General features: G+C 71.0%; 13 protein-coding genes. 3 read left to right on the top strand and 10 right to left on the bottom strand.

What is annotated here, in order from left to right:
* Window positions 1–23: 23 nt before the first annotated feature.
* On the top strand, window positions 24–473 hold the full coding sequence (locus ACFVDP_RS01380) for a hypothetical protein (protein WP_383481376.1): 450 nt from the start codon (window positions 24–26) through the stop codon (window positions 471–473).
* Window positions 474–523: 50 nt separating this feature from the next.
* On the opposite strand, the gene ACFVDP_RS01375 is transcribed toward ACFVDP_RS01380, so the two are convergent.
* Entirely contained in the window at window positions 524–946 is a 423-nt protein-coding gene (locus ACFVDP_RS01375; RefSeq protein ID WP_383481373.1) for a (2Fe-2S) ferredoxin domain-containing protein, read from the bottom strand.
* Window positions 943–2,916, bottom strand: a complete 1,974-nt coding sequence (locus ACFVDP_RS01370) for a heavy metal translocating P-type ATPase (protein ID WP_383481370.1) — start codon at window positions 2,914–2,916, stop codon at window positions 943–945. Before ACFVDP_RS01370 ends, ACFVDP_RS01375 begins: the two co-directional genes overlap by 4 nt.
* Window positions 2,917–3,023: 107 nt before the next feature.
* Here ACFVDP_RS01370 and ACFVDP_RS01365 point away from each other — a divergent pair, with 107 nt between their 5' ends.
* The gene (locus tag ACFVDP_RS01365) at window positions 3,024–3,410 is read left to right on the top strand and encodes an ArsR/SmtB family transcription factor (protein WP_383481367.1); all 387 of its coding nucleotides are present in this window, start codon (window positions 3,024–3,026) and stop codon (window positions 3,408–3,410) included.
* A 26-nt stretch (window positions 3,411–3,436) separates the two neighbouring features.
* Here ACFVDP_RS01365 and ACFVDP_RS01360 read toward each other — a convergent pair whose 3' ends face one another.
* Window positions 3,437–5,155, bottom strand: a complete 1,719-nt coding sequence (locus ACFVDP_RS01360; protein ID WP_383481364.1) for an acyltransferase — start codon at window positions 5,153–5,155, stop codon at window positions 3,437–3,439.
* 203 nt (window positions 5,156–5,358) lie between these two features.
* Complete coding sequence (locus ACFVDP_RS01355) at window positions 5,359–5,739, bottom strand: hypothetical protein (RefSeq protein WP_383481361.1); 381 nt, start codon at window positions 5,737–5,739, stop codon at window positions 5,359–5,361.
* A 270-nt stretch (window positions 5,740–6,009) separates the two neighbouring features.
* Here ACFVDP_RS01355 and ACFVDP_RS01350 point away from each other — a divergent pair, with 270 nt between their 5' ends.
* A complete protein-coding gene (locus ACFVDP_RS01350) occupies window positions 6,010–7,476 on the top strand; it encodes an MFS transporter (protein ID WP_383481358.1) in 1,467 nt (488 codons plus the stop codon).
* A gap of 61 nt (window positions 7,477–7,537) precedes the next feature.
* On the opposite strand, the gene ACFVDP_RS01345 is transcribed toward ACFVDP_RS01350, so the two are convergent.
* The 6 genes from ACFVDP_RS01345 to ACFVDP_RS01320 all read right to left on the bottom strand — a co-directional run bounded on the left by ACFVDP_RS01345 (window position 7,538) and on the right by ACFVDP_RS01320 (window position 13,367).
* Window positions 7,538–8,560, bottom strand: coding sequence for a methyltransferase (locus ACFVDP_RS01345; RefSeq protein WP_383481356.1), 1,023 nt, complete (start codon window positions 8,558–8,560; stop codon window positions 7,538–7,540).
* 51 nt (window positions 8,561–8,611) lie between these two features.
* Window positions 8,612–9,490: an alpha/beta fold hydrolase gene (locus ACFVDP_RS01340; protein WP_383481353.1), complete on the bottom strand. Its 879-nt coding sequence runs from the start codon at window positions 9,488–9,490 to the stop codon at window positions 8,612–8,614.
* Window positions 9,491–9,513: 23 nt separating this feature from the next.
* Window positions 9,514–10,491, bottom strand: a complete 978-nt coding sequence (locus ACFVDP_RS01335; RefSeq protein WP_383481350.1) for an alpha/beta fold hydrolase — start codon at window positions 10,489–10,491, stop codon at window positions 9,514–9,516.
* A 111-nt stretch (window positions 10,492–10,602) separates the two neighbouring features.
* The gene (locus ACFVDP_RS01330; protein WP_383481347.1) at window positions 10,603–11,433 is read right to left on the bottom strand and encodes an SDR family NAD(P)-dependent oxidoreductase; all 831 of its coding nucleotides are present in this window, start codon (window positions 11,431–11,433) and stop codon (window positions 10,603–10,605) included.
* Window positions 11,430–12,239 (bottom strand): alpha/beta hydrolase, encoded by an 810-nt coding sequence (locus tag ACFVDP_RS01325; RefSeq protein ID WP_383481344.1) that lies wholly within the window; start codon window positions 12,237–12,239, stop codon window positions 11,430–11,432. Before ACFVDP_RS01325 ends, ACFVDP_RS01330 begins: the two co-directional genes overlap by 4 nt.
* Window positions 12,240–12,401: 162 nt before the next feature.
* Window positions 12,402–13,367, bottom strand: coding sequence for a helix-turn-helix domain-containing protein (locus ACFVDP_RS01320; protein WP_383481341.1), 966 nt, complete (start codon window positions 13,365–13,367; stop codon window positions 12,402–12,404).
* Window positions 13,368–13,408 lie beyond the last annotated feature (41 nt).

Below are 13,408 nucleotides of genomic sequence, written 5' to 3'. Positions count from 1 at the left end.
GGAACCTGAACGGAACATCGGGGATGAGGCGGAACAGACCGAATGCGCCAGGCGCGGGCGGCCGCCTCCAGCGTGTCGCGCACGTGGCGTACGTCGGGGTTGGCGTCGGCGCCGGGCCCGAGGGTGGCGGAACGGAGTCCTCGCAGGGGCTGAAGTTCTCCTTCGGCACCTGCGGCTTCCCGCCCCTGGATGCCGAGGTCGTCGAGTACGCCGAGCCCACCGACACCACGCCCGGCCGTCTGTCCTGGACCGCCGGGCAGGACGGTGGTGCGGACGAGAAGCTCGACGTCCTGCATGCCTGGCTGGTCGAGGACCTGCCCGGCGGCCGGGTGCGGATCCTGACCCAGGAATCGCAGATCGGCAGACCCGCCGCCGACCTCACCGCCCAGACGCCCAACTCCATGCTCAACGGCCATCAGGCGTGGCTCGACGGCCTCGTGACCGCCGCCCGGGCACCGGGCAACCGCCCCTGAGCCCATGGCCCGGTTGTCGCGAGCGACCGGGAGCCGCCCCGGAAAACGCGTCAGTCCTCGAGTTCGTGCCGGACGCGCCGCGAGGGCTGGAAGGCGTAGAGGTCCAGGACGCCCGGGGGATCGGCCAGGCCTGGACCACCGGCCTCGACCCAGGCGGCGATGTCGGCGGCGGCGCCGGGGTCGTTGACCTGGCCGAGCCAGACCGGCCGTCCGCCGGCCTTGCGGCCCTCGGCGGAGGGCTGGACGACGATGACGTTGGCGCGCTCGCACGCGTCGAGGCAATTGGTCCGCCGGATCATGGCCACTCCGGCCAGCGCGGTGCGCAGGTCGGCGAGTTGGGCTTCGTGGTCGAGGCGGGGAACCTTGGCCGCGGTCCCGCAGCAGCACCCGCGGCAGACGGTGACCGTGCAGCGGGCACCGACCGCCGCCCCGGCGGGGACTTCCGCGCGCGTGCGCCGGGTGCGCCTGCTCATGCCGAGTCCCCGGAGTGGCGGGGCCACGCGGACGCCCGCAGCAGGCGCAGGCCGTTGAGGCCGACGACGACGGTGGAGCCCTCGTGCCCCGCGACGCCGAGCGGCAGCGGGAGCGTACCGATCAGATCCCATGCCACCAGTACGGTGATGAAGGCCCCGGCGACGACCAGGTTCTGCACGACCAGGCGACGGGCCGTGCGCGAGAGCGCCACCACGGCCGGGATCGCGGCGAGTTCATCACGGACGACGACCGCGTCGGCGGTCTCCAGGGCGAGATCCGAGCCGGCCCTGCCCATGGCGACGCCGGTGTGCGCGGCGGCCAGGGCCGGGGCGTCGTTGACGCCGTCGCCGACCACCAGCACCCGACGCCCCTCGGCCTCCCTCTCCTTGACCGCGGCGACCTTGTCCTGCGGCAGGAGCCCTGCCCGTACGTCCGTGATGCCGACCTCGGCGGCGAGGCGGCGGGCGGCGCGTTCGTTGTCCCCGGTCAGCAGGACCGGAGTGCGGCCGGTCAGTTCGGTGAGCGCGGCCACGGTCGCCCGGGCGTCGGGGCGGAGCCGGTCGGCGACGCCCAGCACCCCGACCGGCGCACCGTCGCGCAGGACGAGGACCGCGGTGCGCCCCTCGTCCTCAAGGGACCGCACCACGTCGTCCTCCTCGTGACCGCCGGTGCGGGTGAGGCGGGCGGGGGAGCCGACCTGCACGGGGCGTCCGTCGATGACGGCGGTGACGCCCCGGCCGGGTGCGGAGGCGAAGTCGCGGGCCGCGGCGACGGGCAGGCCGCGGTCGCGGGCGGCCTGGACGACGGCGCGGGCGAGCGGGTGCTCGCTGGGATGCTCGGCCGCCGCGGCGAGGGACAGCAGACCGTCCTCGTCGAGACCCGATCCGGGCAGAGGGCGGATGTCGGTGACGCGAGGGGTGCCCTCGGTCAGCGTGCCCGTCTTGTCCAGGGCGACGGCGTCGACCTGCCCCAGACGCTCCATCACCACGGCGGACTTGGCCAGCACGCCGTGGCGGCCAGCGTTGGCGATGGCGGACAGCAGCGGCGGCATCGTGGAGAGGACCACCGCGCAGGGCGAGGCGACGATCATGAAGGTCATCGCCCGGAGCAGGGCGGGCTGGAGCGCGGAGCCGAGGGCGAGCGGCAGAGCGAAGACGACGAGGGTCGCCACGACCATGCCGATCGAGTACCGCTGCTCGATCCTCTCGATGAACAGCTGGGTGGGGGCCTTGGTCGCGGAGGCCTCCTCGACCATCTTCACGATCCGGGCGATCACCGAGTCCGCCGGATCGCGCTCGACACGGATGTGCAGGGCACCGGTGCCGTTGACCGTACCGGCGAACACGTCGTCCCCGGGCTGCTTGGCCACCGGCAGCGGCTCGCCGGTGATGGTGGCCTGGTCGACGTCGCTGCAACCTTCCCGCACCTGTCCGTCGGCGCCGATCCGCTCGCCCGGCCGCACCAGGACGGTGTCCCCGATCCGCAGATCCTCGGCGGCGACCGTCTCCTCCCGGCCGTCCGGCAGGACCCGCGTGGCGGTGGAGGGCGCGAGGTCCAGCAGACCGCGCACCGAGTCCGCGGTGCGGGCGGTCGCCACCGCCTCCAGGGCGCCGGAGGTCGCGAAGATGACGATCAGGAGTGCCCCGTCGAGGACCTGGCCGATGGCGGCGGCGCCGAGAGCGGCGACCACCATCAGAAGATCGACGTCCAAGGTCTTGTCCCGCAGCGTCTTCAGGCCCTCCAGGCCCGGTTCCCAACCGCCCGCGAGATAGGTGCCGGCGAACAGCGGCGCCCACGTCCACGCCGGAGCGCCGAGCAGATCGAGCGGCAGGGCGATCAGGAACAGGACCAGCGCCGCCAGCGCCCAGCGGGCCTCCGGCAGCGCCAGCACCCGCGTACGCCGCCGGGGAGCCGCCGGACGCGGCCCGGAGACGGCCCGCGTGGGCCTCTGGTCCAGGACGGAAGACATGACAGAACAACCCTTCACGGGGGCGGCCGGGGGAGGCCCGGGGAACTGTCCTCACGATACAGGAACGCATGAACAGGTCTTCAGGTGTCATCGGTATGATGTCCCCCATGGGGCACGGAACCGACACCGCCGGCAGCGCGACCACCCGCGAGCGCCTGGACGCGGTCGGCACCGCCGACGTGGCCGCCACCCTCCAGGCCCTCGCCACCCCCTCGCGCCTGTACATCCTGGCCCGCCTCCAGGAAGGCCCCTGCTCCGTCGGCGACCTCGCCGACGCCGTCGGCATGGAAGCCTCCGCCTGCTCCCACCAACTGCGCCTGCTGCGCAACCTCGGCCTGGTCGCGGGCGAACGGCACGGTCGTTCGATCATCTACGCCCTCTACGACAACCACGTCGCGGAACTCCTCGACCAGGCCCTCTACCACGTGGAGCACCTGCGCCTCGGAGTCCGCGACGCGCCGCTCGCCGCCGACGAGGAACCGGCCGGGGCGTAGCCCGTGTCCCCGGCCGGTCCGGGCGCCTAGCTGAAGAGCGTGCCGACCGGCTCCGGCCGGTGCACGCCGCGCGGACGGTAGCCGAGCGCTTCGGAGACCCCGGCGAGATCGGCGAGATACCAGATCAGAGCGAGCCACATCTCCGTTCCCTGCAGGCCCGGGACGGTCTTCGCCATGCCTGCCGTCGTGCGGTGGGGAGCCCGGAATCCGAAGCCCTGGCGGTCCGTCCAGTGGCTGACGGCGTTCGTCAGCAACGTGCGGGCGAGTTCCGTGACCTCGTCCGTCCGGTGGCCGCTCTGACGGGTCAGCCAGAGCGGGTGGGCGATGTCCAGGATGTTGCAGGCGTTCTGTACTTCGGGGCGGACGACGCGGACGTCGCGTGCGTGGGTGAGCACCGTGTCGACGACCCGTTCGGGGTAGGGGAGCGGTACTCCGAACTGGGCGAACGTTCCCCGCGAGGCCCGGTAGAAGCCGTTGACGATCTGCAACAAGCCGTCTTCGGCCCGGGGTGAACCCCACATGCCCGTCGACGAGTCGGCCCGCGTCAGCAGGCGGCCGAAGAGCGCCTCGACGGCCCCCGGCTGTCCCGGAACACCGAGGGCGAGGTTCCAGCGGACGGCGGTGGAGAGCACGTCGACCCAGTTCCCGGCTCCCCAGGCGTTCTCCGCCCAGGGCTGCCGGTCCAGGCCGGCGAGAATCTCCTCCGGCCGCGCCTCTGCGACCACGTGCACGGGATGCTCGAAACGGCTGCCGAGCAGATCGAGCGCGTAGCCGACACTAAGGACGTGGTAGTCGGCCTCCGGGTCGAACAGGCCCGGGGCGGGGGACCGTTGTGAACCGTCGGGGAGCAGCGGGCCCACCATGCCGGTCCGCGGATCCTGCCACTGCCGGAGCCGGTCGACCAGATCGTCCCGAGGCACCTGCGGGGGAGCATGTCCGAGCAACAGGTACGAGATCTCGACGGCGTCGCACTGAGCGCGGACCGTGGGCGCCGCGTGAGGTGTGTCGACGAACAGTCCGCCGCCCGACGCAGGTGTGAAGCAGCGGTCGAGCAGGACACCGGCCTGCTCGCGGGCCCGATCGGCCAAGTCGGCCACCGACGTGCCCACCTCGTCGGTGTGAGCGGACGGCCGGGCTCCCGGAACACGCCATTTGAGTACGCGCGCCGGGTTGCCGCCGACGATCGCGCCCGCCGGAACATCCTTGGTGACCACGGCGCCGGCCGCGACGACAGCCCGGTCGCCGACCTGCACGCCGTCCAGGATCACCACATGTGAGCCGATCCAGACGTCGTCGCCGACGCGGATGCCGACGCTGGTCAGCGGCTGGCGGTGCACTTCCGTGTCCGGGTCGCTGTAGGTGTGGTTGAACCCCAGCAGCGACGTGTGCGCACCGATACGCACGGAGTCGCCGAGCGCTATTCGTCCTCGGACGACGGTGTAGGCGTTGATCGTGCAGTCACGGCCCGTCGTGAGCTCGTCCGTGAGATAGGCGCCGGCGGCGACGGTGGTACGCGCCCCGAGGCGCAGTGTGTCGTTCTGCACCGAGGCCAGCTCGGACACGAAGCAGTCGTCCTCGACCGCGCATCCGGCACGCTTGTTCAATGCTCCGCGGAAGTCGGCCTGCCGGGAACGCTGTTCCTCGGTGGCCTCGGCCGCGAACAGCCAGGGTGAGAAGTCGAGACGGTTGCGGTCGACATCGGATGTGGCCGAAGAGGCCACTTCCTGCCGGGATTCCTTGGACATGTTCCCCATTCCGGGCTTCGGGCTTCGGACTCAGGGTCGGTCTGCCCGTCGAAGGCGCGATGGGAACACGATCATCCGGTTGACGGCCCTCCGGTCAGGGCCCGGGTGTGCCGAGACGGTCGGGGCCGCCGCCCCTCTCATGGTCCGGAGATCCGGTCATGACAGGGGCCGGCCGCTGCCCGTCGGGCAAGATGCCGCTCGATCTACCTGACGGTGACCTGGACGGTGTTGGAGACGGCCCCGCCGCCGACGATCCGCACCTTGTTGAGGCCCTTGATGCCCAGCTTCACGCGGAGGTTGTAGGCGTGACTGCGCGTGGTGTTCATGTGGATCGGGAGGCTGACCCACCCCTTCTTCTGCAGCTGCTGCAGGGTGACGCGGGTGCCGGACGCCAGGCGCGTCGAAGTGCCGTACACGCGGAACTCCTGCCAGGCCTTGACGGACTTCACCGTCGCCTTGGCCGTCAACGTCGGCCTCGGCGCCTGCTGTTGGGCCGAGGCGGTGGCGGCCTGAGGAGCGGAGGCGTGGGCGGTGACCGGAGCCGCGGCCAGCGGCGCGGCGCAGACCAGGAGACCGGTACTCACGGAGGCGATGCGTCGGGAGACAGGATGCACGGAGGGCCTTTCGACAGTGAACCGAACCGAAGGATCAAACCAGCGCAATATATGACAAATGATGCCCCGGACCGGACGGACATGCGGAACAGGGGCGTGTCGCTCTCGCCCTCCGGTCCCGCGCCTCACCGCTCACCGACAGCTGCCGGCCGTTCGCCGCTGCGTCGTGATGCGCCAAGTGCCCCACGCCGTCCAGTGAGTCCTGTCCATCCGGGGCTGCGGGCCCTGTATATCTGAGGCATGTCGAATGTCCGGCTGGCCTCGTCCCAGGGCAAATGGATTCTGCTCACCACCGTGCTCGGTTCCAGCATGGCCATGCTGGACTCCACCGTCGTCAACGTCGCGCTGCCCCGCATCGGCGAGGAACTGGGCGCCGAACTCGCGGGCCTGCAATGGACGGTCAACGCGTACATGCTGACCCTGGCCGGGCTGATCCTGCTCGGCGGATCCCTCGGCGACTCCTACGGGCGGCGGCGCGTCTTCGTGACGGGTGTCGTGTGGTTCGCGTCGGCCTCGCTCATGTGCGGGCTCGCTCCGAACGCCGAGGTGCTGATCGCCGCGCGCGCCCTGCAAGGGGTCGGCGGCGCGCTGCTGGGCCCTGGCTCCCTCGCGTTGATCCAGGCCTCGTTCCACCCCGACGACCGCAGCCGGGCGGTCGGCGTGTGGTCGGGGTTCGGCGGAATCGGCGCTGCCGTCGGGCCGTTCCTGGGCGGCTATCTGGTCGGCGGTCCGGGCTGGCGCTGGGTCTTCTTCCTGAACATCCCGCTCGCCCTGCTGTGCGTCCCGATCGCCCTGCGCCACGTACCGGAGTCGTCCGACGGGCGGCGCCACGAACGGTTCGATGTGCTGGGCGCGGCCCTCGGAGCCATCGCACTCGCTCTGATCACCTACGCGCTCATCGAGGCCCGCGAAGGTACCTGGGTGGTGGCGCTCTGCGCGGTGGCGGGAGTGCTGGCGGGCATCGCCTTCGTCTACGTGGAGGGGCACCGGGCCGACCCGATGCTGCCGCCGGACATCTTCGCCTCACGCCAGTTCACCGCGGTCAACCTGGTCACCCTGTGCGTGTACGCCGCGTTCGGCGGCTTCTTCTTCCTCGCCGCGCTGCAACTTCAGGTGGTGGCGGGCTTCTCACCGCTGGCGGCGGGGAGCGCCCTGCTGCCGACGACGGCGCTCATGCTGCTGTTCTCCGCCCGCTCCGGCGCCCTGGCCGACCGCATCGGCCCGCGCATCCCGCTGACCGTGGGCCCGCTGCTGTGCGCGGCGGCGATGCTGCTCATGCTCCGGGTGGGACAGGACGCGAACTACCTCAAGGACGTGCTGCCCGCCGTGCTGGTCATGGGCACCGGCATGGTCGTCCTGGTGGCGCCGCTGACGTCCACGGTGCTCGGATCCGTCGACGCCTCCCGGGCGGGACTGGCCAGCGGCATCAACAACGCGGCGGCACGGGTGGCGGGCCTCGTCGCCGTGGCCGCGCTGCCCCTGCTGACCGGGATGGGCGCCGACGCGTACCGGTCGGCGGACGCCTTCGGTGCGGCGTTCCGGCGGGCCATGCCGATCTGCGCGGCGGTGCTGGTCGTCGGATCGGCGCTGGCCTTCACGCTCGTACGCCGTCCCGCACCCGGTTGCGCGCGTCCGGAGTGCCGCACCCACGGGGCCGTCACGGCCCCGCCCCTGGAAGGGAAACGGGTCGGCAAGCGCACCGCCTGAGCCGGCGGCCGTGCCACTCACAGGCACTGCGCCTGCACGTCGGCACCCCGGACGCGCGCGATCACTTGGTGGCGTACACCGCGGTGTAACCGCCGATCAGGGGACGGGCCTCCACCTTGGTGAACCCGGCGGCCTGCAACCACTGCGAGGCGTCCGCGACGGTGTACTCGGAACCGCCCTCGCTGTCGATGAGCATGTTGAGCGACAGCGTCAGACCGTAGGTGTTGCGGCGCCGCTCGTCGTCGATCATCGCGTCGTAGACGATGAGGACGCCGCCCGCCGGCAGGGCGTCGTACGCCTTCTTGAGCAGGAACCGGCGCTGCTCCAGGTCCCAGTCGTGGAGGATCTGCCCCATGACGTAGACCTCGGCCTCGGGCAGGGGGTCGGAGAAGAAGTCCCCGCCGTGGAAAACGAGTCGGCCGGTCAGGCCGCGAGCGGCGACGAACTCGTCGAACACCGGCTCCACCGGGGGAAGTTCGAAGACGCCTCCGGTGATGTCGGGGTGGAGGGTGAGGACGGCGGCCGGTACGGCGCCGAGAGCGCCGCCGACGTCGATGACATGGCGTCGGCCGGTCCAGTCGAAGTCGGCGGCAAGGGCGGCCGCGAGCGGGGTGCTGACGCCGTTCATGCCGTTGAGGAAGTTCCGCCAGGCGACCGGGTCCTGGCTGAGGGTGGCGAAGAACGGGGCACCGCTGTGCGCGACCTCGTTCTGCGGGGCGCCGGTGCGTAACGCGTCGGTGAGGTTGTTCCAGAAGCCGAAGAGGCGCGCGTCGGCCATCTCCAGGATGCCGCCCACGTACGACGGCTTGGCACGGTCGAGGAACAGGTCCGCGGACGGGGTGTTGCGGTAGGTGCCGTCCTCGCTCCGGGTCAGCACGTTCAGCGACACCAGCGCGTCGAGGAAGTCGGCGGCGGAACGGGGGTGCAGACCCACTGCGGAGGAGAGGGACGCGCGGTCGCGGCCGCCGTCCGCCAGCACGGTGAAGATGCCCAACTCCACCGCGCTGAGCAGTGTCTTGGAAGCCATGAAGCCGAGGCCGAGCTGTAACAGCGGCTCCGGGGTGAGCGGGTCGGTGACCGACATGTGTGTCTCCACTTCGGTGGGAGGTTGAAAGCGGCCGTCGGCGGAAGATGCTCAGGAGGTGGCGCGGGCGGCGGCCTCGATGAGGTGGGTGGTCGCGTCGGGATGGGAGACGAGGACCGCGTGCGAGGCGCCGCGGACCACCTGGGTGTGGGACCCGGCACGACGGGCCATGGCCTGTTCCGCGGCCGGCGGGATGGCGTGGTCGGCGCCCGCGACGAGGAACCAGGAGGGAATCGTCTTCCACGCAGGCGTGGAGCTGGTTTCGGCGAACGCCGACAGCGACACCGGCCGCTGCCCGGCGGCCATCAGCCTGGCCTGGCCCGCCGGTACATCGGCGGCGAACACCTGCCGGAAGGAAGCGGGATCGACGTAACCGTCCTGCCCGCCCGGGAACGGCCGGACCGCCAGCGCCGCGGGGAGGAGACTGCCCGGATAGGTGTCGAGGATCGACAGCCCGGACTCGCCCTCGTCGGGGGCGAACGCGGCGATGTACACGAGAGCCTTGACGTTGGAGTGGCCCACGGCGGCGTCGGTGATGACGGCTCCGCCGTAGGAATGACCGGCCAGGACGACGGGTCCGGGAATGGTGTCCAGGACGCTGGAGACGTAGGCGGAGTCCGCGGCCAGGCCACGGAGCGGGTTCGCGACGCCGATCACCGGGTATCCCTGGCGCTCCAGCCGCGAGACGACCGCGTTCCAGCTCGACGAGTCGGCGAACGCTCCGTGCACCAGGACCACGGTCGGCTTCGGTGTGTGCGGAGTATTCGTCGTGCCTGATGTGTGCGCTGTCGCTGACGGGGCTGATGTGGCGGGCGTGGCGGCGGACAGGGCCGGGATCACCAGAAGTGTGCCGACCGACACCGCCGTGAGCATCAGTCTTCGCCGACGGTCGCCGGCCTTGCGGAGCCGTTCGGATCGCGTGCTCGTCATGACTGTTTCCTCCTTGGTGTCCGTCACCGTCGTCCGCCCAGGAATCGCAGCAGCAGGCCGGTCATCTCTTGGGGGTGCTCCTCGTAGATCCAGTGGCCGGAGTCGGGGACGACGACGGGGGTGACGTGGGTGGCGTACCGGCGTGCCTGCTTCGCGACCGCCGATCCGAGGCTGCCGTCGGCGCCGATCGCGAGGACCGGCATCGTCAGCCGCTTCTTCTGGAATCGCGCGTTGTCGGTGATGTCCTGCGGGAACGCCCGGAACCAGTCGAAGCTCGCCTTCAGGTGTGCGGGATCCCGCAGATAGGAGGCAAAGACGTCGAGGTCGTCCGAGGTGAGAGCGTCCTTGTGCACCGCGATGCTCCGCATGAAGCCCGAGGTCCACGTCAGCTCGCGGCCCTGGACCATGCTCTCGGGGAAGCCCGTCGGCAAGGAGAAGAAGCCGAAGTTCCACACCCCGGGGCCCTTCGCCGTCAGCGCCGGGAACTCGTAGATGCCCGCATCCGGGATCGGTGCCTCGCTGAGCACGAGCTTGCTGACGCTGCGCGGGTACTGCGCGGCGTAGGAGTAGGCGACCATCGTGCCGATGTCGTGGCCGACGATGTTGACGTCCTTGTCCTTGCCGAGCGACACGAGGAGGGCGTGCAGGTCGGCGGCCATGGTCTTCTTGTCGTAGCCGGACGCCGGCGCGTCGCTCTTGCCCGCCCCGGGCAGGTCGGGGGCGATGACGGTGTAGTGCTCGGCGAGCGCGGGCATGATGTCGTGCCACTCGTACCAGGTCTGGGGGTAGCCGTGGATCAGAACCAGCGTCGGACCGTGGCCGCCGATCACGTAGTTGATGCCGGTCCCGGCGACCTCCGTCTTGTGTTCGCTGAAGCCGGACGGCATCCGCTCGCCGTGTGACGGCGTCGGCTCGTCGGCGGCCGAGGCCGTGAGGGTGAGGGAGCCGAGGCCCAGGGCCAGGGCGAAGACCGCGGCCACCAGGCGGCGGGATCTGGGCATGCTGAATCTCACTGACGTCTCCAAAGGACGCGAGGGGAAGCACGGTGTGAGCGAAGAGGTACCGTCGAGCCGCCACGTCGGCGCGCGGCGGCACGACGTCGTGTCGGACCGTCAGAGGGAGTCGACGAGCCCGCCGTCGATGACGAAGTCGGCTCCGGTGATGTTCGCCGAGGAGGGGCCGGCGAGGTGTACGACGAGATCGGCGACCTCGGACGGACGGCTGAAGCGGCCGGTCACCGCCTGGGCCGCCGCGCCCCGGGCCACCTCCGCGGGGTCGACGCCCTGGGACCGGCCGACGGTGGCGGCCACACCGCCGTCACCCTGCCACAGCGCCGTCTCCACCGGGCCGGGGCCGACGGTGTTGACCCGCACACCTCGTGGTCCGACCTCCTTGGACAGGGCCTTGCAGAAGTTGGTGAGCGCCGCCTTGGCCGCGCCGTAGTCGATGACGAGCGGGTCGGGCAGCCGTGCGTTGACCGAGGAGACGGTGACGATGCGCCCCGCGCCGGTGGCGAGCAGGTGGGGCAGGGCGGCGCGGGTGGCACGGACGGCGGCCATGAAGTTGATCGTGAACGTCCACTCCCACTCCTCGTCCGTGACGCTCAGGAACCCGTCCGGGCGCGGACGCACCGCTCCGACGTTGTTCACGAGGACATCGACACCACCATGGACCGCCACAGCCTCGGCGATCAGCTCCGCCGGGGCCTCGGGCAGCGCGAGATCGACTTCCACGACGGTCAGTTCGGCCCCCTGCTTCACGAGCCGGTCCAGGGCTTCGGTGCGTTCCCTCGTGCCCGCGACCACCCGGGAGCCGGCCGCGAGGAAGGCCTCGACGATCGCCAGCCCGATGCCGCGCCCCGCGCCGGTGACCACGGTGGTCCGCCCGGCCAGGACCTTGGCGGCACCGGGTGCTCCGGTGGCGGGGGAGGAGCGGTCGCTCATCGCCCGCCCTCCGGGCTGTGCTTGCGCAGCCACCCGAGAACGGTGTTCGCGACCTCGCGCCATCCGTCGTCGATCGTCAGGGAGTGCCCGCGGTCGGGGAAATTGAGGATGTCGGTGACGGCCTCGGAGTGCCGGTACTGCTTGAGCGTGGCCCGGGTGACGGCCTCGGGCACCGTGTGATCCTTGCCGCCGGAGATGAGCAGCAGCGGCCCGCGGCCGCTGTTCTCCGTGTCGACCTTCGCCGCCGAGTGGGGGTTGAAGTTGGCGGAGGCGGCCTCGTACAGCGGCTTGCCCGGCGCGGGAATGGTCCAACGCTCGTACAGAGCCGTCGACTCCTCCTCCGTGAGGGCGTTGCCGAAGGCGAACCGGAACTGCTCCTCGGTCAGCGAGACGGACCGGTGCTTGTTGGCGGGGTTCTTGAAGACGGGGAACGTCGCCCGCAGCGCGGACAGCGGCAGCGGCAGAACTCCCTTGATCTGCGCGGCGTCTATCGCGACCGCCGCGGCGGCCCGGTCCTGCCCCAGCAGCTTCTGCGCGATCATCCCGCCGAACGAGTGCCCGATCACGATGGGTCGTGTGGGCAGGGCCTCGATCAGGTGCGCGTAGTGCTCGACGACGTCGTCGATGCCGTGGTCGGCGATGCTCTCGGGGTTCTGGCGCGCTTCCTCGACGGTGTCCGGGTCACCGGGCCAGCCGGGCGCGGACGGCTCGTAGCCCTCGCTGCGGAACAGGTCGATCCAGGGCTGCCAGGAGGCGCTGTGCAGCCAGAGTCCGTGGATGAAGACCACGGGAAGCGGAGCGGTCATGATCGATCCTCTCTCGTACGGGCGTGCTGACCCGGCGTGCCCACAGAGAACCGCCAACGCCCCTGCTCTCGCACCGGGGTTCGACCCCAGTGGTTCAGGGCCGAACGGTGTCCGAGACCGCGTCGAGGGAGCCGATTGCGCAACGGGTGCCGCGACCCCGGCTCACACCGGCCGCTTCGCCCTGACGTCGGCTCTCCACTCACTCGGCGACGTGCCGTACGCCGCCCGGAACGCACGGCTGAAATGGGCGGCGTTGATGAAACCCCAACGCCGTGCCACCGCGGCGACAGTGGGGGCGACCGGGGAGTGGCGGGACAGTTCGCCGCGGCATTCCTCCAGACGACGGTGCTGGATCCAGCGGGCGGCGGTGGTCGATTCGCCCTCGAAGAGCCTGTGGAGGTAGCGGACCGATATCCGGTGTTCGCGGGCGATCGACGCCAGGCTCAGATCGGGATCCGCCAGATGCAGGTCGATGAATGCCTTCAGCCGGAGCAGCAGGGCGAGGCTGCCACCGGGGGTGTCCTGGGTCTCATGGTCGAGTCGCTCGGCGAGGAGCGTTCCGACGAGGTTCACGGCGTTGGCCGCCAACTGTTCGCCGACCATGGGGGAGAAGCCGGGGGCGTGGTCGACCAGACCCTGGAGGAAGGGCAGGATCACCTTCCCCAGCCCGGCGTCCTGGTGCACGGCAGTCGCGGTGACACGCTGGAGGTCCGACTCCGGCTGCGGGAGCAGCGAACGCGGCACCAGTAGTACCTGCATGCGAAATCGCTGCGGGAAGCGCAGGGTGTACGGACGCGTGGTGTCGTACAACGCCAGGTCGTCCGAGCTGATTTCGGCGCTCCGCGCATCCTGTTCCACATGGGCGCGCCCGCTGCGCTGAAGGCCGACGTACAGGAAGTCGGCGCTGTCCCGGGCGATCAGCTGCGGAGTGCGGTCGACCCGGCCACGATCACAGTCGACGGTGCTCACCTGGAGCGGACCGACCTGGTTGCTGCTGATCCGCCCGTCGAACGGCTCGTCCTTGGGGAGGGTGATCCGCAGCGGGACGAAGGTCCGGAAGACCTCTTCCTGCCAGTGTTCCAGTCCCTCACTGCCGGCTGCCGACCGCACCGAGAACACAACGCTCATGTGACTGTCCCCAGGTTCTGTGACGCGGGTGACGCAGGTGG

This window comes from Streptomyces sp. NPDC057694 (assembly GCF_042799415.1).
In the GTDB taxonomy this organism is placed as follows: Bacteria; Actinomycetota; Actinomycetes; order Streptomycetales; family Streptomycetaceae; genus Streptomyces.
This window is presented reverse-complemented; position numbering and strand designations above follow the sequence as displayed.

Excerpts from the sequence above, each read along its gene's own strand:
- ACFVDP_RS01380 (WP_383481376.1), top strand. The coding sequence starts at position 24 with ATGAGGCGGAACAGACCGAATGCGCCAGGCGCGGGCGGCCGCCTCCAG.
- ACFVDP_RS01375 (WP_383481373.1), bottom strand. The coding sequence starts at position 946 with ATGAGCAGGCGCACCCGGCGCACGCGCGCGGAAGTCCCCGCCGGGGCG.
- ACFVDP_RS01370 (WP_383481370.1), bottom strand. The coding sequence starts at position 2,916 with ATGTCTTCCGTCCTGGACCAGAGGCCCACGCGGGCCGTCTCCGGGCCG.
- ACFVDP_RS01365 (WP_383481367.1), top strand. The coding sequence starts at position 3,024 with ATGGGGCACGGAACCGACACCGCCGGCAGCGCGACCACCCGCGAGCGC.
- ACFVDP_RS01360 (WP_383481364.1), bottom strand. The coding sequence starts at position 5,155 with ATGTCCAAGGAATCCCGGCAGGAAGTGGCCTCTTCGGCCACATCCGAT.
- ACFVDP_RS01350 (WP_383481358.1), top strand. The coding sequence starts at position 6,010 with ATGTCGAATGTCCGGCTGGCCTCGTCCCAGGGCAAATGGATTCTGCTC.
- ACFVDP_RS01345 (WP_383481356.1), bottom strand. The coding sequence starts at position 8,560 with ATGTCGGTCACCGACCCGCTCACCCCGGAGCCGCTGTTACAGCTCGGC.
- ACFVDP_RS01340 (WP_383481353.1), bottom strand. The coding sequence starts at position 9,490 with ATGACGAGCACGCGATCCGAACGGCTCCGCAAGGCCGGCGACCGTCGG.
- ACFVDP_RS01335 (WP_383481350.1), bottom strand. The coding sequence starts at position 10,491 with ATGCCCAGATCCCGCCGCCTGGTGGCCGCGGTCTTCGCCCTGGCCCTG.
- ACFVDP_RS01330 (WP_383481347.1), bottom strand. The coding sequence starts at position 11,433 with ATGAGCGACCGCTCCTCCCCCGCCACCGGAGCACCCGGTGCCGCCAAG.
- ACFVDP_RS01325 (WP_383481344.1), bottom strand. The coding sequence starts at position 12,239 with ATGACCGCTCCGCTTCCCGTGGTCTTCATCCACGGACTCTGGCTGCAC.
- ACFVDP_RS01320 (WP_383481341.1), bottom strand. The coding sequence starts at position 13,367 with ATGAGCGTTGTGTTCTCGGTGCGGTCGGCAGCCGGCAGTGAGGGACTG.